Origin of the sequence: Arsenophonus endosymbiont of Aphis craccivora, from assembly GCF_013460135.1 — a bacterium.
Classification (GTDB): Bacteria; Pseudomonadota; Gammaproteobacteria; order Enterobacterales; family Enterobacteriaceae; genus Arsenophonus; species Arsenophonus nilaparvatae.
On sequence record NZ_CP038155.1, the window covers coordinates 2198064 to 2218428 of the forward strand.

At 40.4% G+C, this 20365-nt stretch carries 17 protein-coding genes and 5 pseudogenes; 8 read left to right on the forward strand and 14 right to left on the reverse strand.

What is annotated here, in order from left to right; all coding sequences use genetic code 11:
* Positions 1-334: 334 nt before the first annotated feature.
* Positions 335-1258, forward strand: coding sequence for an IS5 family transposase (locus E3U36_RS11145; protein WP_180816509.1), 924 nt, complete (start codon positions 335-337; stop codon positions 1256-1258).
* Between the two features lie 162 nt (positions 1259-1420).
* Here E3U36_RS11145 and E3U36_RS11150 read toward each other — a convergent pair whose 3' ends face one another.
* Positions 1421-1615, reverse strand: a complete 195-nt coding sequence (locus tag E3U36_RS11150; RefSeq protein ID WP_238337456.1) for a hypothetical protein — start codon at positions 1613-1615, stop codon at positions 1421-1423.
* A gap of 99 nt (positions 1616-1714) precedes the next feature.
* Between E3U36_RS11150 and E3U36_RS11155 the strand changes: the two genes are divergently transcribed.
* Positions 1715-2638, forward strand: coding sequence for an IS5 family transposase (locus E3U36_RS11155; protein ID WP_180816265.1), 924 nt, complete (start codon positions 1715-1717; stop codon positions 2636-2638).
* A 438-nt stretch (positions 2639-3076) separates the two neighbouring features.
* On the opposite strand, the gene E3U36_RS11160 is transcribed toward E3U36_RS11155, so the two are convergent.
* Positions 3077-4000: an IS5 family transposase gene (locus tag E3U36_RS11160; protein WP_180816566.1), complete on the reverse strand. Its 924-nt coding sequence runs from the start codon at positions 3998-4000 to the stop codon at positions 3077-3079.
* A gap of 192 nt (positions 4001-4192) precedes the next feature.
* On the opposite strand from E3U36_RS11160, the gene E3U36_RS11165 reads away from it, so the two are divergent.
* Together E3U36_RS11165 and E3U36_RS11170 are read left to right on the forward strand one after the other, a co-directional pair.
* Complete coding sequence (locus E3U36_RS11165) at positions 4193-5137, forward strand: Kdo(2)-lipid IV(A) acyltransferase (protein ID WP_180816567.1); 945 nt, start codon at positions 4193-4195, stop codon at positions 5135-5137.
* Between the two features lie 193 nt (positions 5138-5330).
* A pseudogene (locus tag E3U36_RS11170) lies at positions 5331-6254 on the forward strand (IS5 family transposase).
* A 759-nt stretch (positions 6255-7013) separates the two neighbouring features.
* Here the strand turns inward: E3U36_RS11170 and E3U36_RS11175 are convergent.
* The 8 genes and pseudogenes from E3U36_RS11175 to apt form a co-directional block, all read right to left on the reverse strand.
* A complete protein-coding gene (locus tag E3U36_RS11175; protein WP_180816568.1) occupies positions 7014-7937 on the reverse strand; it encodes an IS5 family transposase in 924 nt (307 codons plus the stop codon).
* A gap of 357 nt (positions 7938-8294) precedes the next feature.
* On the reverse strand, positions 8295-9263 hold the full coding sequence (gene hemH / locus E3U36_RS11180; protein WP_180816569.1) for a ferrochelatase: 969 nt from the start codon (positions 9261-9263) through the stop codon (positions 8295-8297).
* A gap of 135 nt (positions 9264-9398) precedes the next feature.
* Positions 9399-10043, reverse strand: coding sequence for an adenylate kinase (gene adk, locus E3U36_RS11185; RefSeq protein ID WP_180816570.1), 645 nt, complete (start codon positions 10041-10043; stop codon positions 9399-9401).
* Positions 10044-10229: 186 nt separating this feature from the next.
* On the reverse strand, positions 10230-12104 hold the full coding sequence (htpG, locus tag E3U36_RS11190; RefSeq protein WP_180816571.1) for a molecular chaperone HtpG: 1875 nt from the start codon (positions 12102-12104) through the stop codon (positions 10230-10232).
* 193 nt (positions 12105-12297) lie between these two features.
* Positions 12298-12903: pseudogene (gene recR, locus E3U36_RS11195) on the reverse strand (recombination mediator RecR).
* Positions 12903-13232, reverse strand: coding sequence for a YbaB/EbfC family nucleoid-associated protein (locus tag E3U36_RS11200; protein WP_032115143.1), 330 nt, complete (start codon positions 13230-13232; stop codon positions 12903-12905). Before E3U36_RS11200 ends, recR begins: the two are co-directional and overlap by 1 nt.
* A 75-nt stretch (positions 13233-13307) precedes the next feature.
* Entirely contained in the window at positions 13308-15287 is a 1980-nt protein-coding gene (gene dnaX / locus E3U36_RS11205) for a DNA polymerase III subunit gamma/tau (protein WP_180816572.1), read from the reverse strand.
* 67 nt (positions 15288-15354) lie between these two features.
* The gene (gene apt, locus E3U36_RS11210; RefSeq protein WP_180816573.1) at positions 15355-15924 is read right to left on the reverse strand and encodes an adenine phosphoribosyltransferase; all 570 of its coding nucleotides are present in this window, start codon (positions 15922-15924) and stop codon (positions 15355-15357) included.
* 142 nt (positions 15925-16066) lie between these two features.
* Here apt and priC point away from each other — a divergent pair, with 142 nt between their 5' ends.
* Positions 16067-16615, forward strand: a complete 549-nt coding sequence (priC, locus tag E3U36_RS11215; protein WP_180816574.1) for a primosomal replication protein PriC — start codon at positions 16067-16069, stop codon at positions 16613-16615.
* A gap of 22 nt (positions 16616-16637) precedes the next feature.
* A complete protein-coding gene (locus E3U36_RS11220) occupies positions 16638-16811 on the forward strand; it encodes a DUF2496 domain-containing protein (RefSeq protein ID WP_069187508.1) in 174 nt (57 codons plus the stop codon).
* 17 nt (positions 16812-16828) lie between these two features.
* Here E3U36_RS11220 and E3U36_RS11225 read toward each other — a convergent pair whose 3' ends face one another.
* Positions 16829-17032 (reverse strand): hypothetical protein, encoded by a 204-nt coding sequence (locus E3U36_RS11225; protein WP_180816575.1) that lies wholly within the window; start codon positions 17030-17032, stop codon positions 16829-16831.
* Between E3U36_RS11225 and E3U36_RS11230 the strand changes: the two are divergent.
* Positions 17026-17950 (forward strand): annotated as a pseudogene (locus E3U36_RS11230) (IS5 family transposase). The gene E3U36_RS11225 and the pseudogene E3U36_RS11230 overlap by 7 nt on opposite strands.
* A gap of 54 nt (positions 17951-18004) precedes the next feature.
* On the opposite strand, the pseudogene exbD reads toward E3U36_RS11230, so the two are convergent.
* From exbD to E3U36_RS11245, 3 genes and pseudogenes are all read right to left on the reverse strand, one after another.
* Positions 18005-18340 (reverse strand): annotated as a pseudogene (exbD, locus tag E3U36_RS11235) (TonB system transport protein ExbD); the annotation flags it as partial.
* Positions 18341-18346: 6 nt separating this feature from the next.
* A pseudogene (exbB, locus tag E3U36_RS11240) lies at positions 18347-19009 on the reverse strand (tonB-system energizer ExbB).
* Positions 19010-19066: 57 nt separating this feature from the next.
* Positions 19067-19288 (reverse strand): hypothetical protein, encoded by a 222-nt coding sequence (locus E3U36_RS11245; RefSeq protein ID WP_180816577.1) that lies wholly within the window; start codon positions 19286-19288, stop codon positions 19067-19069.
* Between the two features lie 407 nt (positions 19289-19695).
* On the opposite strand from E3U36_RS11245, the gene E3U36_RS11250 reads away from it, so the two are divergent.
* Complete coding sequence (locus tag E3U36_RS11250; protein ID WP_180816578.1) at positions 19696-20352, forward strand: DedA family protein; 657 nt, start codon at positions 19696-19698, stop codon at positions 20350-20352.
* Positions 20353-20365 lie beyond the last annotated feature (13 nt).

Below are 20365 nucleotides of genomic sequence, written 5' to 3' on the forward strand. Positions count from 1 at the left end.
TAATATGTTAACTAAATTATAACTAATCAATTTTATTTTACTACCTATTTTATCAGCAGAATAATATCATTTATTTTAGTATTTATTGTAATATAAGCATAATAATTGACAAAAAAACAAAAAATAATTTTTTATGTTGAAATTTAATATAAATTGTTATTTACTTTTTGTAAAAAATAATTAATTAATTTAAGCACTTAAATATATTACATAAACATAAAAATAATATTAATTTAATTACTATATTTATCCATTATGGGGCTTTGTTGAATAAATCGAACTTTTAGGTGATTGGCGGAGCTGATCGCTAAATTCGTTTCAACATCAGGTCCCCATGGCAAAGCAAAAGTTTAAAATTACCAACTGGCCCGCGTACAACAAGGCACTCAGACAACGCGGTTCCCTGACGGTCTGGCTTGATGAGTCGGCCATCGCTGGATGGACTGACAGTTCTTCGCCTGAAGGTCGTGGCCGGCCGCTTTACTACAGCGATATGGCTGTTACCACTGTCCTGATGATGAAGCGTGTGTTTAACCTGTCGCTCCGGGCATTACAGGGCTTCGTTGATTCGATTTTTAAACTCATGTCTTTGCCGCTGTGCTGTCCGGACTACTCGCTGGTCAGCAGACGAGCAAAGAGCGTAAACATCAGCATAAAAACGCCAACGCGTGGTGAAATCTCGCATCTGGTCATCGACAGTACCGGTCTGAAGGTCTTTGGCGAAGGTGAATGGAAAGTCAGGCAGCATGGGGCTGACAGACGAAGAGTGTGGCGCAAGCTTCATCTGGCAGCAGACAGTGTGACTCATGAGATTATCTGTGCCGACTTATCGCTCAGCGGAACGACAGATGCGCAGGCACTGCCGGGCCTGATTAACCAAACCCACCGGAAAATCAGGGAAGTGTTAGCAGACGGTGCTTATGACGCCTGTTACTGCCACGACGCGTTGCTAAGAAAGAAAATCAGGCCCCTTATCCCGCCGCGAAGCGGAGCGAAATACTGGCCGGACAAGTACCATGAACGTAACCATGCGGTGGCGAATCAGCGTCTGAGCAGGAGTAATGATATGTGGAAAAAGAAAGTGGGTTATCACCGGCGTTCAGTGGCAGAAACAGCGATGTTCCGCATAAAAACTTTGCTGGGTGGCCATCTGAGGCTGCGTGACTATGAGGCTCAGGTAGGTGAAGCAATGGCGATGGTCAAAGCGCTGAACCGTATGACGTTGTTGGGTATGCCACACAGCGTCAGGATCGGATAACAGCTGTAGCAGAGGGAGCCATCCTGGCGGCTAATTCTGATTTATTCAACAAAGCCTAAATATGATTAATCATTCAGTTAATAAGCGCAATTTTTGATAAAAATATTTTTATAATGTATATAAATAAACGGGCAATTTACTGATAATCTTTGCCGCTTTCACTTAGTTATAATCATTGATTGATTGATTGATTGATTGATTGATTGATTGATTGATTGATTGATTGATTGATTGATTGATTGATTGATTGATTGATTGATTGATTGATTGATTGATTGATTGATTGATTGATTGATTGATTGATTGATTTGATTGATTGATTAGTTGGTTATTGGCTGTTTCCATTTTAAACATCATATTATTGTTTTTTTACTTTTTTACGGCTTTGTTGAATAAATCGAACTTTTAGGTGATTGGCGGAGCTGATCGCTAAATTCGTTTCAACATCAGGTCCCCATGGCAAAGCAAAAGTTTAAAATTACCAACTGGCCCGCGTACAACAAGGCACTCAGACAACGCGGTTCCCTGACGGTCTGGCTTGATGAGTCGGCCATCGCTGGATGGACTGACAGTTCTTCGCCTGAAGGTCGTGGCCGGCCGCTTTACTACAGCGATATGGCTGTTACCACTGTCCTGATGATGAAGCGTGTGTTTAACCTGTCGCTCCGGGCATTACAGGGCTTCGTTGATTCGATTTTTAAACTCATGTCTTTGCCGCTGTGCTGTCCGGACTACTCGCTGGTCAGCAGACGAGCAAAGAGCGTCAACATCAGCATAAAAACGCCAACGCGTGGTGAAATCTCGCATCTGGTCATCGACAGTACCGGTCTGAAGGTCTTTGGCGAAGGTGAATGGAAAGTCAGGCAGCATGGGGCTGACAGACGAAGAGTGTGGCGCAAGCTTCATCTGGCAGCAGACAGTGTGACTCATGAGATTATCTGTGCCGACTTATCGCTCAGCGGAACGACAGATGCGCAGGCACTGCCGGGCCTGATTAACCAAACCCACCGGAAAATCAGGGAAGTGTCAGCAGACGGTGCTTATGACGCCTGTTACTGCCACGATGCGTTGCTAAGAAAGAAAATCAGGCCCCTTATCCCGCCGCGAAGCGGAGCGAAATACTGGCCGGACAAGTACCATGAACGTAACCATGCGGTGGCGAATCAGCGTCTGAGCAGGAGTAATGATATGTGGAAAAAGAAAGTGAGTTATCACCGGCGTTCAGTGGCAGAAACAGCGATGTTCCGCATAAAAACTTTGCTGGGTGGCCATCTGAGGCTGCGTGACTATGAGGCTCAGGTAGGTGAAGCAATGGCGATGGTCAAAGCGCTGAACCGTATGACGTTGTTGGGTATGCCACACAGCGTCAGGATCGGATAACAGCTGTAGCAGAGGGAGCCATCCTGGCGGCTAATTCTGATTTATTCAACAAAGCCCTTTTTTACGAAAAATAGTTTATTTTTATTAACTTGCCATTTAGATTTCATAGTGAAATGATTTCATTCTAAGATATAACCGTTATAAATTAATAGCCTAAATTTAAATGATAAATGGCATAAATATTAAATCTAGCAATGTTTAATTCTATTTTAGTAAAATCAGATAATGTTATTTTATTTAGGTAACGCTTATCATAAATAATTATCTGCTTATTTAACTTATTACAAATGTTGAGTGATAAAATAGCCTCGTTAAAATTGATAACTTATTGAATTAACAGAGGCTACTTATGTATAGATTTAAATTATCTCAGTATTCAACCGGCTTTGTTGAATAAATCAGAATTAGCCGCCAGGATGGCTCCCTCTGCTACAGCTGTTATCCGATCCTGACGCTGTGTGGCATACCCAACAACGTCATACGGTTCAGCGCTTTGACCATCGCCATTGCTTCACCTACCTGAGCCTCATAGTCACGCAGCCTCAGATGGCCACCCAGCAAAGTTTTTATGCGGAACATCGCTGTTTCTGCCACTGAACGCCGGTGATAACCCACTTTCTTTTTCCACATATCATTACTCCTGCTCAGACGCTGATTCGCCACCGCATGGTTACGTTCATGGTACTTGTCCGGCCAGTATTTCGCTCCGCTTCGCGGCGGGATAAGGGGCCTGATTTTCTTTCTTAGCAACGCATCGTGGCAGTAACAGGCGTCATAAGCACCGTCTGCTGACACTTCCCTGATTTTCCGGTGGGTTTGGTTAATCAGGCCCGGCAGTGCCTGCGCATCTGTCGTTCCGCTGAGCGATAAGTCGGTACAGATAATCTCATGATTCACACTGTCTGCTGCCAGATGAAGCTTGCGCCACACTCTTCGTCTGTCAGCCCCATGCTGCCTGACTTTCCATTCACCTTCGCCAAAGACCTTCAGACCGGTACTGTCGATGACCAGATGCGAGATTTCACCACGCGTTGGCGTTTTTATGCTGATGTTGACGCTCTTTGCTCGTCTGCTGACCAGCGAGTAGTCCGGACAGCACAGCGGCAAAGACATGAGTTTAAAAATCGAATCAACGAAGCCCTGTAATGCCCGTAGCGACAGGTTAAACACACGCTTCATCATAAGGACAGTGGTAACAGCCATATCGCTGTAGTAAAGCGGCCGGCCACGACCTTCAGGCGAAGAACAGTCAGTCCATCCAGCGATGGCCGACTCATCAAGCCAGACCGTCAGGGAACCGCGTTGTCTGAGTGCCTTGTTGTACGCGGGCCAGTTGGTAATTTTAAACTTTTGCTTTGACATGGGGACCTGATGTTGAAACGAATTTAGCGATCAGATCCGCTAATCACCTAAAAGTTCGATTTATTCAACAAAGCCCTCTTGAAGCAAAACAATGTTAAGTAGTGAATGGCGGTTAAATATACAATTATAGTTTTAGCTTTGCTAAAAAGGTGTCACAATAGATAATATTAATACTGACTAAATAAAACGCAGATGATAAAAGTAACTCCTTTTAAAATTTCATATTTACATCCTCAATATTGGCTAACATGGTTAGGAATTGGGCTCCTTTATTTACTGGTTTTACTGCCTTATCCTGTTATCTATTGGCTAGGAACTCGCCTTGGACGGTTAGCCAAATATTTTCTAAAAAAACGCCTACAGATTGCAGAGCGTAATTTAGAACTTTGCTTTCCGGCTATGAGTGCGCAGCAACGCCAACAAATGATCGATAAAAATTTTGAGTCGGTAGGTATGGGATTATTTGAGACAGGTATGGCCTGGTTCTGGTCTGATAAACGAATACAACACTGGTTTACGATTAAAGGGCAGAATAATATTGAAAAAATTCAGCAGACAGGGCAAGGGATCATCGTAGTGGGAATTCATTTTCTAACGCTCGAATTAGGCGCTCGTATCTTTGGTATCTTAAATCCTGGTATTGGTGTTTATCGTCCAAACGACAATCCAGTAATGGATTGGTTGCAAACCCGAGGACGGTTGCGCTCTAATAAATTTATGCTTGATCGCAAAGATATAAAGGGCATGATACGCAGCCTAAAGCACGGAGAAATTTTGTGGTATGCGCCAGATCACGATTATGGCCCAAGAAAAAGTGTTTTTGTGCCTTTTTTCGCTGTCAAACATACCGCTACCACTATTGGTACCCATATTCTGGCAAAACTTGCCGATCCAGCCATAATACCTTTTACCCCCAGGCGATTAGCTAACGCAAAAGGTTATGAATTGCTTATCCAACCGGCAATAACCCACTTGACACAGCAGGATGAAATTTCTACTGCAGCTTTTATGAATAAATTGATTGAGAAACAGATTATGCAAGCGCCCGAGCAATATATGTGGCTACATCGTCGATTTAAAACTAGACCCAAAGATATGCCATCGCTTTATGGTGAGCTTGATAACATACACGATTAATAAAGCTACCAGTGACTGTGTTATCTGACCAGTCACTAGGCTTATCCAGACAATTTTTTGCTAATCCACTATCATTAAATTAACTATTGATTAAATGCTAAAATATCACCCTAATATGGGCTTTGTTGAATAAATCGAACTTTTAGGTGATTGGCGGAGCTGATCGCTAAATTCGTTTCAACATCAGGTCCCCATGGCAAAGCAAAAGTTTAAAATTACCAACTGGCCCGCGTACAACAAGGCACTCAGACAACGCGGTTCCCTGACGGTCTGGCTTGATGAGTCGGCCATCGCTGGATGGACTGACAGTTCTTCGCCTGAAGGTCGTGGCCGGCCGCTTTACTACAGCGATATGGCTGTTACCACTGTCCTTATGATGAAGCTTGTGTTTAACCTGTCGCTCCGGGCATTACAGGGCTTCGTTGATTCGATTTTTAAACTCATGTCTTAGCCGCTGTGCTGTCCGGACTACTCGCTGGTCAGCAGACGAGCAAAGAGCGTCAACATCAGCATAAAAACGCCAACGCGTGGTGAAATCTCGCATCTGGTCATCGACAGTACCGGTCTGAAGGTCTTTGGCGAAGGTGAATGGAAAGTCAGGCAGCATGGGGCTGACAGACGAAGAGTGTGGCGCAAGCTTCATCTGGCAGCAGACAGTGTGACTCATGAGATTATCTGTGCCGACTTATCGCTCAGCGGAACGACAGATGCGCAGGCACTGCCGGGCCTGATTAACCAAACCCACCGGAAAATCAGGGAAGTGTCAGCAGACGGTGCTTATGACGCCTGTTACTGCCACGATGCGTTGCTAAGAAAGAAAATCAGGCCCCTTATCCCGCCGCGAAGCGGAGCGAAATACTGGCCGGACAAGTACCATGAACGTAACCATGCGGTGGCGAATCAGCGTCTGAGCAGGAGTAATGATATGTGGAAAAAGAAAGTGGGTTATCACCGGCGTTCAGTGGCAGAAACAGCGATGTTCCGCATAAAAACTTTGCTGGGTGGCCATCTGAGGCTGCGTGACTATGAGGTTCAGGTAGGTGAAGCAATGGCGATGGTCAAAGCGCTGAACCGTATGACGTTGTTGGGTATGCCACCCAGCGTCAGGATCGGATAACAGCTGTAGCAGAGGGAGCCATCCTGGCGGCTAATTCTGATTTATTCAACAAAGCCTAAATATGATTAATCATTCAGTTAATAAGCGCAATTTTTGATAAAAATATTTTTATAATGTATATAAATAAACGGGCAATTTACTGATAATCTTTGCCGCTTTCACTTAGTTATAATCATTGATTGATTGATTGATTGATTGATTGATTGATTGATTGATTGATTGATTGATTGATTGATTGATTGATTGATTGATTGATTGATTGATTGATTGATTGATTGATTGATTGTTGGTTATTGATTGATTGATTGATTGATTGATTGATTGATTATTTGGTTATTGGCTGTTTCCATTTTAAACATCATATTATTGTTTTTTTACTTTTTTACGAAAAATAGTTTATTTTTATTAACTTGCCATTTAGATTTCATAGTGAAATGATTTCATTCTAAGATATAACCGTTATAAATTAATAGCCTAAATTTAAATGATAAATGGCATAAATATTAAATCTAGCAATGTTTAATTCTATTTTAGTAAAATCAGATAATGTTATTTTATTTAGGTAACGCTTATCATAAATAATTATCTGCTTATTTAACTTATTACAAATGTTGAGTGATAAAATAGCCTCGTTAAAATTGATAACTTATTGAATTAACAGAGGCTACTTATGTATAGATTTAAATTATCTCAGTATTCAACCGGCTTTGTTGAATAAATCAGAATTAGCCGCCAGGATGGCTCCCTCTGCTACAGCTGTTATCCGATCCTGACGCTGTGTGGCATACCCAACAACGTCATACGGTTCAGCGCTTTGACCATCGCCATTGCTTCACCTACCTGAGCCTCATAGTCACGCAGCCTCAGATGGCCACCCAGCAAAGTTTTTATGCGGAACATCGCTGTTTCTGCCACTGAACGCCGGTGATAACCCACTTTCTTTTTCCACATATCATTACTCCTGCTCAGACGCTGATTCGCCACCGCATGGTTACGTTCATGGTACTTGTCCGGCCAGTATTTCGCTCCGCTTCGCGGCGGGATAAGGGGCCTGATTTTCTTTCTTAGCAACGCATCGTGGCAGTAACAGGCGTGATAAGCACCGTCTGCTGACACTTCCCTGATTTTCCGGTAGGTTTGGTTAATAAGGCCCGGCAGTGCCTGCGCATCTGTCGTTCCGCTGAGCGATAAGTCGGCACAGATAATCTCATGAGTCACACTGTCTGCTGCCAGATGAAGCTTGCGCCACACTCTTCGTCTGTCAGCCCCATGCTGCCTGACTTTCCATTCACCTTCGCCAAAGACCTTCAGACCGGTACTGTCGATGACCAGATGCGAGATTTCACCACGCGTTGGCGTTTTTATGCTGATGTTGACGCTCTTTGCTCGTCTGCTGACCAGCGAGTAGTCCGGACAGCACAGCGGCAAAGACATGAGTTTAAAAATCGAATAAACGAAGCCCTGTAATGCCCGGAGCGACAGGTTAAACACACGCTTCATCATCAGGACAGTGGTAACAGCCATATCGCTGTAGTAAAGCGGCCGGCCACGACCTTCAGGCGAAGAACTGTCAGTCCATCCAGCGATGGCCGACTCATCAAGCCAGACCGTCAGGGAACCGCGTTGTCTGAGTGCCTTGTTGTACGCGGGCCAGTTGGTAATTTTAAACTTTTGCTTTGCCATGGGGACCTGATGTTGAAACGAATTTAGCGATCAGCTCCGCCAATCACCTAAAAGTTCGATTTATTCAACAAAGCCTATATTTCAACTAATTAGCATACTAAAATAATCAAATAAAATTTAACCGAATACTAATTATTCTAAAATATAAAAGTAAATAATAAAAAATTTCTTAAAACCGACTAAATGTCATAAAAATTATTTAATACAATAAATAATTAATATTACTGGATTCAATATGGATTTTTATAAGCATTAATTAAAATTAATCATTTAAAACAATTAGTTATAGCGATGAATTTAAATATGTAATAGCATTACAATCATTAAAATCACTTTTAGTTTTAGCTAGATTTCCATTTAAATAATGGCTAAATCTGTGACTAATTCAGCCATTAATATAATATGACTCTCAGAGGCATTAAGCGCAGGTATATAATGATATTTTTCACCACCAGCAGCATAAAATAATTTCTTATTCTGCTCAGCAATCTCTTCTAGAGTTTCCAAACAGTCCACCGAGAAACCTGGGCACAACAGCTGAACATGTTTTATTCCATGCTTTGCCAACCTTTTTAAGGTAATGTCTGTATAAGGTGTAAGCCAAGGCTCAAGGCCAAAGCGTGACTGATAAGTCATGATGATTTTATCAGCAGGGAAATTAATTAATTCACTGAGTAAACGGGTTGTCAGTTCGCATTCCTGCGGATAAATATCACCTGTTTCTGCGTACCGTTTAGGAATACCATGATAAGAAAGCAATAATCTCTCTGGTGTACCATAGCGTTCAAAACTTAACTCCACCGACCTTTTTAATGCATCAATATAAGAAGGGTGAGCAGCATAACTACGAATAAAGTTAAGACCGGGTATCGTTCGATATTTTTTTAACGCTCGGCTAATCGCATCAAAAACTGCCGCTGTGGTTGAACAAGAATATTGTGGATAAAGCGGTAACACAATAATATTTTCAACCTGCTGAATTAATAGTTTATCAATTGCTTCGGCAATAGCAGGCGAACCATAACTCATACCTAATTCCACAGGAATATCGGGCAGTTGTTTTGCCAGCGCAGCCCGCTGTTGCAAACTATAATTTAGCAATGGGGAACCAGCTTCGGTCCAAATTGACCGATATAATTTAGCTACTCTTGGCGAGCGTATTGGTAAAATAAACAAATGTAATAGCGGCTTCCAAATTATCCTCGAAATATCAATAACTCTTACATCACTAAGAAATGCTGCCAAAAAACGTTTCACTGCTTTATGCGTTGGTGCATCAGGCGTCCCTAAATTAACTAATAAAACACCATACTTCTTAATGCTCATGCCACTTGGCTCCATTTTATTTATCTCTAATTATTTATAACTTTATCATAACTTATTAAATATGTTTATTTCCACTAATTAGCCATAAATAAAAAATAGGCACCCAAATTGGATGCCTATTTTATCAACTAACAACTAACCTAAAATGTTAGCCAGCTCTTCACTGACTTCAGTAACCTTACGGGTACCATCCAATTTAAAGTACTTAGTATGATCAGCAGCAGCTTCTTGACGATAATAAGCAATTAAAGGCTCAGTTAACTGATGATATTCCACTAATCGCTTGCGGACCGTTTCTTCTTGATCATCTTTGCGAATGCTTAATTCTTCACCGGTAATATCATCTCTGTTTGCTATTTTCGGTGGGTTAAATTTAATATGATAAACACGCCCCGAAGGCGTATGAACTCGACGACCAACAATGCGTTCAACAATAATTTCATCGGGTACATCAAACTCCAACACATAATCCACCGCAATACCAGCATTTTTCATTGCGTCTGCTTGTGGGATAGTGCGAGGAAATCCATCTAGTAAGAAACCGTTTCGGCAATCATCCAGGGCTATACGCTGTTTAACTAAAGCAATAACTAATTCATCAGTAACAAGCTTACCATTATCCATTAATTCTTTCGCTTGTAGACCCAACTCTGAACCAGCCTTTACGGCAGCACTTAGCATATCACCGGTAGAAATTTGTGGAATACCATACTTTTCCATGATGAATTGTGCCTGAGTCCCCTTACCTGCGCCTGGCGCGCCGAGCAAAATAATACGCATTGCGTAAACCCCTTGCTATTTCATTTTTATAATTTGAAAGAAAAGTTACCTTATCATTAGGCATACCTATAACTCAAGAAAACAGATAACCATTGAATAATCAAATTATTTTTGTTAAAAAAACAAACCACGTCTTAAAATAACTAAAACGTGGTTTTATGAACAACTTGGTTAATTAAATAAATTTTAGCCCAAAAGTAACTTATTCATACGGCGAATAAATTGATTAGGATCTTCTAGGCTACCTTGTTCAACAAACAACGCCTGATCTAATAATACCTCTATCCACTCAGAAAATAAGCCATCATCAGTTAGCTTTGTCGCTTTTTTAACTAATGGATGTTCAGGATTAAGTTCAAAATTATATTTTACTTCCGGCGCTGATTGACCCACCGCAGCAAAAAGTTTTGCCATCTGAGTACTCATATCATTCGCATCGGTCGTCACGATTGCCGGCGTGTCTGTTAAACGGTGTGTTAACTTCACTTCCTTCACCCGTTCTCCTAATAATTTTTTTACCCGCTCAACGAAAGGTTCCAGTTTTTTATCTGTCTCTTCTTGCTCTTTCTTATCTTCATCAGCCAGTTTTTCTAGTGACTCATCTGTCTTACTAACAGATTGAAAGGATTTGCCTTCAAACTCTGGCAAATAGTTCATCATCCACTCATCAATCCGATCAGATAATAATAAAACTTCAATCCCTTTTTTACGGAATAATTCTAAATGCGGGCTATTTTTCGCAGCGGCATAACTATCTGCAGTAATGTAATAGATCTTTTCCTGCCCTTCAATCATACGACTAACATAATCTTCTAAAGAAACATTCTGTAAATTACTCTCATTATGCGTTGATGCAAAGTGTAATAATTTAGTAATCGCTTCTTTATTAGTTGTATCTTCCGCAGGCCCCTCTTTCAGCACTAGTCCAAATTCCTGCCAGAATTGTTGATACTGTTCAGGTTCACTTTTGGCTAATTTTTCCAACATTTGCAATGCACGTTTGGTTAATGCACTGCGCAAACTACGGGTGATATCACTATCTTGTAAAATTTCGCGCGAAACATTTAATGGTAAGTCATTTGAGTCAACTAACCCACGGACAAAACGTAAGTAATTTGGCATAAATTGCTCTGCTTCATCCATAATAAAAACACGATGAGCATAAAGCTTTAAACCATGTTTATTATCACGATTCCATAAATCAAAAGGCGCTTTAGTCGGTATATAAAGTAGGCTGGTATATTCTTGTTTACCCTCTACCCGATTATGACTCCATATTAAAGGATCTGCATAATCATGGGAAACATGCTTATAAAACTCTTTATATTCTTCAGCCGTAATATCGTTTTTGTTACGTGTCCATAGCGCCTGGGCTTTATTAATTTTTTCCCAAATAACAGTATCATCTTCTTCGTTCTTAGCTTCAATTTCCACTGGCAGGGCAATATGATCTGAATATTGGCTGATCACTGAACGCAAACGCCAGTTATCTAAGAATTCCGTTTGGTCTTCACGTAAATGTAAGGTAATTTCAGTCCCACGCTCTGCTTTTTCAATATCAGCAACAGTATATTCACCCTCACCCTGAGATTGCCAGAAAACCCCTTTATCGGCGGCTACGCCCGCTGCCCGAGTACGCACTGTTACTTTATCTGCAACAATAAAAGCTGAATAGAAACCAACACCAAACTGACCGATTAATGGGCTATCTTTCGCTTGTTCGTTACCTAAAGACTGTAAAAAAGCCTTGGTGCCAGATTTAGCAATCGTCCCTAAATTATCAATAACCTCTTCGCGCGTCATGCCAATGCCGTTATCACTAATTGTTAAAGTTTTTTTGTCTTTATCAATAGCAATTCTAACTCTTAAATCACCGTCATTTTCATAAAGATCAGATTGTGATAGTGCTTTAAAACGTAATTTATCCGCTGCATCAGATGCGTTTGAAATCAGCTCGCGTAGAAAGATTTCTTTATTGGAATAAAGAGAATGGATCATCAATTGCAATAACTGTTTTACTTCTGATTGAAATCCAAGAGTTTCTTGTCCTTTCATACTCATTAAATAGCCTCAATTTTAGAATAATTTTATTAGGTTGAATGGTTATGAAACTCAGATGGGGATATAACTTGAAAATTTCAAGTTCACGGTCGTGAAAAGCGTGCTTTATAGCCGATATGATTAACTTTTTCACAAAAAAATAAGCAGAGTATTTAACCTCTGCATATGTTTATTTTATATTACGCTTATACTATCAATAATTAATTTTCTGACGGCAAATAATTGAATGTGATAGCGTGGTTCCGTCAACCATTTCAAGCTCACCGCCAACAGGAATGCCATGAGCAATACGACTGGCCATCAACCCATATTGAGCACATATGCCAGCAATATAATTAGCGGTTGCTTCCCCTTCAATTGTTGGATTGGTCGCCAGGATCACTTCTGATACCGTCTCAGTCGCGATTTTATCGGCTAAGCTTTCCAGGCCGATATACTTAGGTCCAACACCATCTAATGGCGACAAATGCCCCATTAAAACAAAATAACGCCCGGCAAAATGCCCTGTTTGTTCAATTGCATAAATATCAGCCGGACTTTCAACTACACATATTTGGCCAATTTGTTGACGCCTCGGATTAGTACAAATAGAACAGTGATCTTTTTCAGTAAATGTTCGACAACCCTGACAATGGCCAATTTCCGACATTGCACGTGTTAATGCCTGAGCCAATTACATGCCACCACTACGATTGCGTTGCAGAAGATGGAAAGCCATACGTTGCGCTGATTTTGGTCCTACACCAGGTAAACAGCGTAGCGCTTCCATTAAAGATTCAAGAAGAGGGCTAGTTTGCATCAAAATGGCATCTTAAAGCCTGGAGGTAATTGCATGCCATTAGATACATTGGCCATTTTTTCTTTTTGGGCTTCTTCTATACGACGCGCAGCATCATTAAATGCAGCAGCAATAAGATCCTCTAACATATCTTTATCATCTGCCATTAAACTAGGATCAATTTCAATCCGACGACAATTATGCGCGCCATTAATGGTTACTTTAACAAGACCAGCACCCGATTCGCCGGTAACCTCCATGTTAGCAATCTCTTCTTGAACTTTTTGCATCTTTTCTTGCATTTGCTGAGCCTGTTTCATCAGGTTACCCAGCCCACCTTTACCAAACATAATATTCTCTCTTTCTGATCTGTTACAAAAATAGATTTTAACATTGCAACATTATACTTAAAGGTATTCATTCGGCTACACCGGCCGAATACTTTCTTCATCTAACTGCGCATCAAACAGCGTGCGCAAAGTCTGAATCGTTTTATCCACTATAATAGATTGACGGGCCTGTGCTAGCTTCTCTTCATAAATTACCTGCCGCCATTCCAAAGGTGTCTTGACGGCTGAATTATCATCTTCAATGATAACCAGTTTTATCGGCTTACCATATAACTCACTCAAGGCTTTTGTTAATGTTTTATGCGCCGGTTCAGTATTCAAATACCGTTGCGTTGAGCGTAAATGTAAACAAATTTCCGTTTCACTTAACGCTTCCTTATAAGCATTTAACGCAAGTTGTTCTATCAATTTTGGCATTTTTAACTGATAAATTTCTGCCGACCAGTGGTCACGTTCTCGAGCTTCAAGCGCAATTTTATTGGCAAGTTCCGGCGTCCTTTCATATTCCAAAGCTTGTTTAATATTGCCAGGCGTGGTTACTCGCTCTACTTTTTGTTCAGAAACATTTTGCGGGCGCCATTGATAAGATTTACCCTTTTGATTTTTTTCATTTTTATTAGCTGTTTTAGTCTGATTTAAAACAGAGAGCTGATGCTGTGCCGAAACAGTAGCTAACCTTTCTAACGCCGACATCGCTAGTGGCGTTTTTGTCTTTGGTGATGCGGTTTCAGACTTTTTTAACGGCGTTTTCTCTTGCGCTTTATTTAGCGATGCTTTTGCTTGCAATAATTGCAATGTAGGTGTACTAATTAATTTTTCATCCGATGAGCTTGTGGCTTTATTGATGATTTTTTTTTTATCTTTTAAGTTAACAGAAATATCGACATGATTATCAATATCATTGGCTATAGTAGTTGTTTCAGAGAGACTTGGTGATGACACCAATGGAATTTCAATATCATTAACAGACTTAGGATGAAATGCTAATGCACGTAACAATGTCATCTCAACTCCCATCCGCCTTTCTGGCGCATAGGGAAGCTCTTTACGTCCGACTAACAAGGTTTGATAATAGAGCTGTAAATCCGTTGGCGTAATCAAGCGCGCAAGTAAACGTAGACGCTCGTCTATGGGTGATGCAGTATCTTGCATCTCCACAGGTAAAAGCTGGATCATCGCAATACGATGAATTAATGATAACATTTCAATCAATACGCTTTCCCAGTCACCGCCTCGCAAAGCAATATCTTCTACTAAAGTCATCATTTTTTGACCATCAGCATGCACAATCGCTTCAATGATCGCTAGCGGCTGTTCATCATCTAATATGCCTAGCATTTGGCTAACTGAATCTGCCGATACTTGCCCTTGCCCCATAGCAATAGCTTGATCGGTTAAACTTAATGCATCACGTAAACTACCTTCGGCAGCTCTAGCGATTAATTGGCGGGCACGTTTATCACTCGATATTTGCTCAGCCACTAAAATACGTTCAAGTTGACTGCTTATTTGGTCAATATCAAGTGATCTTAAATGAAATTGCAGGCAACGTGATAAAACCGTTATCGGTAATTTCTGTGGATCTGTCGTTGCTAATAGAAATTTCACATGTTCTGGAGGTTCTTCCAGCGTCTTGAGTAAAGCATTAAAGCTATGACGAGATAGCATATGAACTTCGTCGATTAAGTACACTTTAAATCGACCGCGTGCCGGTGCATACTGGACATTATCTAGTAGCTCGCGGGTATCCTCAACTTTTGTGCGCGAAGCGGCATCAATTTCAATCAAATCAACAAATCGCCCATCCGCTATCTCTAGGCAGTTAGCACATTTACCACAAGGGTTTTGGCTTATCCCTACCTCACAGTTAAACCCTTTCGCAAACAGCCGCGCAATGGTCGTTTTGCCAACTCCACGTGTACCAGAAAATAAGTAGGCATGATGGAGCCGCTGCTGATGCAAACCATTTGCTAACGCGGTCAAAACATGTTGTTGCCCAACAACATCGGTAAATGTTTGTGGGCGCCATTTACGGGCAAGTACCTGGTATCTCATGATTCCTATTAGACATGAAGTATATAGATTCGCCAACCTATCGCTGTTCGCTAGTCAGCACATTTTGCTAGAAAATTTTGCGCATTAACTGCCTTGGGAATTCAACCAAATTAAAACAATTGACCCCTTGCTTTTTTAAACGTTCGATACCACCCAAATCAGGCAAACAGATAATAAATGCCGCTTCATTAACTTTACCACCAAGCTGCCTGATCAAGCTTACTGTCGCTTCAATCGTTCCACCTGTAGCGAGTAAATCATCAACAACTAAAACATTGTCTTTGGATGAAATACTATCTTTATGGATCTCTAGTGCATCGGTACCATATTCTAGCTCATAATTTTGTCGTAATGTGGCGCGCGGTAATTTTCCTTCTTTACGTACTGGTACAAATCCTACACCTAAACGCAAAGCAAGCGGCGCCCCAAATAAAAATCCTCTCGCTTCAGTGCCAACAATTTTAGTAATACCTGTATTTTTATAATGCTCAACGAGTAGATCAATTGTGGCCTGATAAGCGTCCGGATTATCCAATAAGGTTGTAATATCACGAAACAATACACCTGGTATTGGATAATCAGGAATTGTTTCAATACTATCTTTTATAAATTGTATTTTTTTTTCATTAACCATCATAATTATCATCATAGATAAAATAATCAAACGGTACAATCTATGAAAACTATTATAAAAATGCAATAACTAGCTTACCAATATGCGCGTTTTTACTGTAATAAGTCAAATCGCAATTATATATTTTATTATTATGGCTTAATATATGAAAACACAAAAGTTGCTAAACACGCTTGAAGAGCAAATTGAAGCATTGGCAGAAAAAATAAAACCAATTGCACACTCTTCTTTTATAACATTACGTTTTGATCAAAAATTATTTCATCGAAAAAGCCATCAATTAAGCGAATGTTTATTTGAAATTAAGCAACATTTTAATCAATTAAAACATGCGGTTATTACGTCACGTTCAGAACAAGTTACTTTTTTGACAGAAAAAATCATTGCCCAAATTGGTGCTATAACACGAGAATCTGCAACCCAAACTTTAAGAGAACAAGAAAGTCAACATAGCCAAAAAGAAAAAACCATATATCTTTACGAACGTTTAGTTCAACATCAAGATTATGAACGCCGCCTAATCGCAATGATAAATGATCGAGAGCAAACATTAGATAAACAGCAGTCATACGTTGCTTGCCAGAAGCTGCAACAAGAAATAGCTGCATTAACTGGAAGATTAGTGAGATGCCGTCAGGCTCTTTCACGCATAGAAAGGGCAATTGAACGCTATGAAAATCAAAGTATTGAATAAAAAATAATATAGGTGATATTTAATGAATCTAGAGAATGCTTCAATAGAAATCCAAGTTGCCATTGATTTAATTTATATTCTAGAAATTAATCAAATAGAACCCACTACCGCACTCAAAGCACTTGATATTGTAAAAAAAGATTATGAGAATAAAGAAGCCATTTTATTACTTGCCAATGCAACTAAAAAGCGTTGATAAAAATAATTCAATGATTATTCCGCAACATTATCTCGATTATTTTTATCCTGCTGTTTCGATCGCTTTTCGCCACCTAGCGTACGCGCAACTTCTTGCACAGAATCACCTTTGCTATTATGAAGGTGAACTTCTAACTGGCTTTGTTGAATAAATCGAACTTTTAGGTGATTGGCGGAGCTGATCGCTAAATTCGTTTCAACATCAGGTCCCCATGGCAAAGCAAAAGTTTAAAATTACCAACTGGCCCGCGTACAACAAGGCACTCAGACAACGCGGTTCCCTGACGGTCTGGCTTGATGGAGTCGGCCATCGCTGGATGGACTGACAGTTCTTCGCCTGAAGGTCGTGGCCGGCCGCTTTACTACAGCGATATGGCTGTTACCACTGTCCTGATGATGAAGCGTGTGTTTAACCTGTCGCTCCGGGCATTACAGGGCTTCGTTTATTCGATTTTTAAACTCATGTCTTTGCCGCTGTGCTGTCCGGACTACTCGCTGGTCAGCAGACGAGCAAAGAGCGTCAACATCAGCATAAAAACGCCAACGCGTGGTGAAATCTCGCATCTGGTCATCGACAGTACCGGTCTGAAGGTCTTTGGCGAAGGTGAATGGAAAGTCAGGCAGCATGGGGCTGACAGACGAAGAGTGTGGCGCAAGCTTCATCTGGCAGCAGACAGTGTGAATCATGAGATTATCTGTGCCGACTTATCGCTCAGCGGAACGACAGATGCGCAGGCACTGCCGGGCCTGATTAACCAAACCCACCGGAAAATCAGGGAAGTGTCAGCAGACGGTGCTTATGACGCCTGTTACTGCCACGATGCGTTGCTAAGAAAGAAAATCAGGCCCCTTATCCCGCCGCGAAGCGGAGCGAAATACTGGCCGGACAAGTACCATGAACGTAACCATGCGGTGGCGAATCAGCGTCTGAGCAGGAGTAATGATATGTGGAAAAAGAAAGTGGGTTATCACCGGCGTTCAGTGGCAGAAACAGCGATGTTCCGCATAAAAACTTTGCTGGGTGGCCATCTGAGGCTGCATGACTATGAGGCTCAGGTAGGTGAAGCAATGGCGATGGTCAAAGCGCTGAACCGTATGACGTTGTTGGGTATGCCACACAGCGTCAGGATCGGATAACAGCTGTAGCAGAGGGAGCCATCCTGGCGGCTAATTCTGATTTATTCAACAAAGCCAATCTACTGTTTTATCTGCTTGAAAAAAAATAGTGGTTTCTTTATTTGTACCGGTTATTAGATCCAATGCTGATGCCAATTGTTCTTGAGAGACATTTTGCTCTCCAACATACATTTGACCATTCGCTTTCACTGTCAAAAATAACGGTTTTGCCGGTCTAGGTTGGGGTTTAGCTGCAGAAGCCGGTAAATCAACTTTAATATCTACTGTCGCTAAAGGTGCAGCAACCATGAAGATAATCAGTAAAACCAACATTACATCAATAAATGGTGTAACATTAATTTCATGCATTTCACCACTATCATTTAAATCATCGTTTAAACGGATCGCCATAAGCACTTACCTTTCTTTTTTACTATCAGCTAAATCCAAACCTCTACCTAATAATACCGTCGCTTGAGCAGCTACATCACCCAGTTGACCACGGTAAGTATTGATCATCCGTGCGAATAAATTATAAATAACCACCACCGGTATCGCAGCTACCAGCCCTATTGCTGTAGCTAACAAAGCTTCTGCTATACCAGGCGCAACAACTGCTAAATTTGTCGTCTGAGAATGGGCTATACCAATAAAGCTATTCATAATTCCCCAAACCGTACCGAATAAACCGATAAAGGGATAAATTGCCCCTATAGTTGCTAAATAACCATTATTACCTCGTCCCATGTAACGACTAATTGAAGCAACCACTCTTTCAAGGCGAAAACTGGCGCGATCTTGGGTTCCATTTAAATCATGAATGCCAGCTGATAATGTTTTTTCTGCCACGACTTCATCATATAATTTTCTAGTAACACTAGTTTTTTTAAATGTTGCAGCAATTTCTACCGCATCATCGAGTGATTTTACTTTAGATAGTTTTTACTGTTCTTTTCGTAGCTGTCGGTATGCTCCAATCAATTCGATGCCTTTTGAGAAAAACAGTGCCCAGGTAATGATTGAAGCAACAATTAATCCTAGCATTACTACCTTTACAACCATGTCAGCATGCTGATACATACTCCAAATCGAAAGATCTTGATCAAATCCTCCTTGTGCGGTTAATAAATTAGGCTCCTACTGTAGACTCACTAAATTTTTTTCCGCAGAAAGCTGTTTCTCGCTCGATTGCTCTTCATTAGCTGAAGTCGTTTGGATGTGATTTGTAGTGGATATATTTTGCTGGTTAGGTGTATTAACAGGCTGAAACGGCTCAGACAGACCTGCCGGATTTGTCTCGGCGAATGTTATATTTATCAAACTCATTGCCAATAAAATAGAAGCTATCAATTTACGCATCAGTTGGCTATCACTCTTCGGTTATTTAATGTGATCCTTTTAGCTGATCATAACTTATGCCAGCTAGTCTATTAGTAGTAAATTTTGATTTACCACGCTTACATTATGAAAAACTGAGTGATCATACCAGACATTAAATCATTTGATAGTAATTATCATTACTATTTGATGAATTTTTTATTTATTTAACTGCTATCAATAAGTTTTGCTGCAATTTGACTTGTTCTAATAACTGATAATCGCAACAGATATTTGCCATTTTTAATACTTCATTATCTCAAATAAACATTTTTTATCTAACTGGCTTTTATACTTAACGTTTGAATAAATCCAACATAATTCAGTTTTTTAAGGTAAACTGGCAACTATATCAATTTTTCATTTGGCTGTTCCTAACAGGGTAAGCTATGCAAGTTCTCAATGAGATCGTGATGGCAATTTGGCATCATGATTTTGCTAAACTAAATAATCCCGATATTTTATGGATTATTTATGCTGTACTTTTTACCATTATTATATTAGAAAACGGTATTCTTCCTGCCGCATTTCTGCCAGGAGATACGTTGCTTATTCTTTCAGGTGCTTTGATTGCAAAAGGTGTTCTTTCTTTTCTTCCCACAATTATTATTTTAACTATTGCTGCTAGCTTAGGTTGCTGGTTAGGTTTTTTACAAGGACGCTGGCTTAGTGATACCCATTTAGTAAAACAATGGTTAAAACAGATCCCACAAGAGTATCACGATCGTGCAAACCGATTATTTAACAACCAATGCTTGTATGCGCTTTTAATCGGTCGTTTTTTAGCTTTTGTGCGAACACTATTGCCAGTTTTAGCAGGACTTTCGACTTTAAGCCACCGGCGCTTTCAATTATTCAATTGGCTTAGCGGCCTATTATGGATTGGGATCATTGTTTCTCTGGGTTACGCAATAAATCAAATTCCTTTTATAAAATGCCATGAGAATATCGTTATGAATATTTTAATATTTTTACCGATACTGCTACTCATTAGCGGATTTATCGGCTCACTTGTCGTATATTGGAAACATAAAAAAAGCAGTTAAATATTATGGATTT

Bases quoted from the DNA above. Each gene is read 5' to 3' on its own strand.
- E3U36_RS11145 (WP_180816509.1), top strand. From the start codon at position 335: ATGGCAAAGCAAAAGTTTAAAATTACCAACTGGCCCGCGTACAACAAG.
- E3U36_RS11150 (WP_238337456.1), bottom strand. From the start codon at position 1,615: ATGATGTTTAAAATGGAAACAGCCAATAACCAACTAATCAATCAATCA.
- E3U36_RS11155 (WP_180816265.1), top strand. From the start codon at position 1,715: ATGGCAAAGCAAAAGTTTAAAATTACCAACTGGCCCGCGTACAACAAG.
- E3U36_RS11160 (WP_180816566.1), bottom strand. From the start codon at position 4,000: ATGTCAAAGCAAAAGTTTAAAATTACCAACTGGCCCGCGTACAACAAG.
- E3U36_RS11165 (WP_180816567.1), top strand. From the start codon at position 4,193: ATGATAAAAGTAACTCCTTTTAAAATTTCATATTTACATCCTCAATAT.
- E3U36_RS11175 (WP_180816568.1), bottom strand. From the start codon at position 7,937: ATGGCAAAGCAAAAGTTTAAAATTACCAACTGGCCCGCGTACAACAAG.
- hemH (WP_180816569.1), bottom strand. From the start codon at position 9,263: ATGAGCATTAAGAAGTATGGTGTTTTATTAGTTAATTTAGGGACGCCT.
- adk (WP_180816570.1), bottom strand. From the start codon at position 10,043: ATGCGTATTATTTTGCTCGGCGCGCCAGGCGCAGGTAAGGGGACTCAG.
- htpG (WP_180816571.1), bottom strand. From the start codon at position 12,104: ATGAGTATGAAAGGACAAGAAACTCTTGGATTTCAATCAGAAGTAAAA.
- E3U36_RS11200 (WP_032115143.1), bottom strand. From the start codon at position 13,232: ATGTTTGGTAAAGGTGGGCTGGGTAACCTGATGAAACAGGCTCAGCAA.
- dnaX (WP_180816572.1), bottom strand. From the start codon at position 15,287: ATGAGATACCAGGTACTTGCCCGTAAATGGCGCCCACAAACATTTACC.
- apt (WP_180816573.1), bottom strand. From the start codon at position 15,924: ATGATGGTTAATGAAAAAAAAATACAATTTATAAAAGATAGTATTGAA.
- priC (WP_180816574.1), top strand. From the start codon at position 16,067: ATGAAAACACAAAAGTTGCTAAACACGCTTGAAGAGCAAATTGAAGCA.
- E3U36_RS11220 (WP_069187508.1), top strand. From the start codon at position 16,638: ATGAATCTAGAGAATGCTTCAATAGAAATCCAAGTTGCCATTGATTTA.
- E3U36_RS11245 (WP_180816577.1), bottom strand. From the start codon at position 19,288: ATGCGTAAATTGATAGCTTCTATTTTATTGGCAATGAGTTTGATAAAT.
- E3U36_RS11250 (WP_180816578.1), top strand. From the start codon at position 19,696: ATGCAAGTTCTCAATGAGATCGTGATGGCAATTTGGCATCATGATTTT.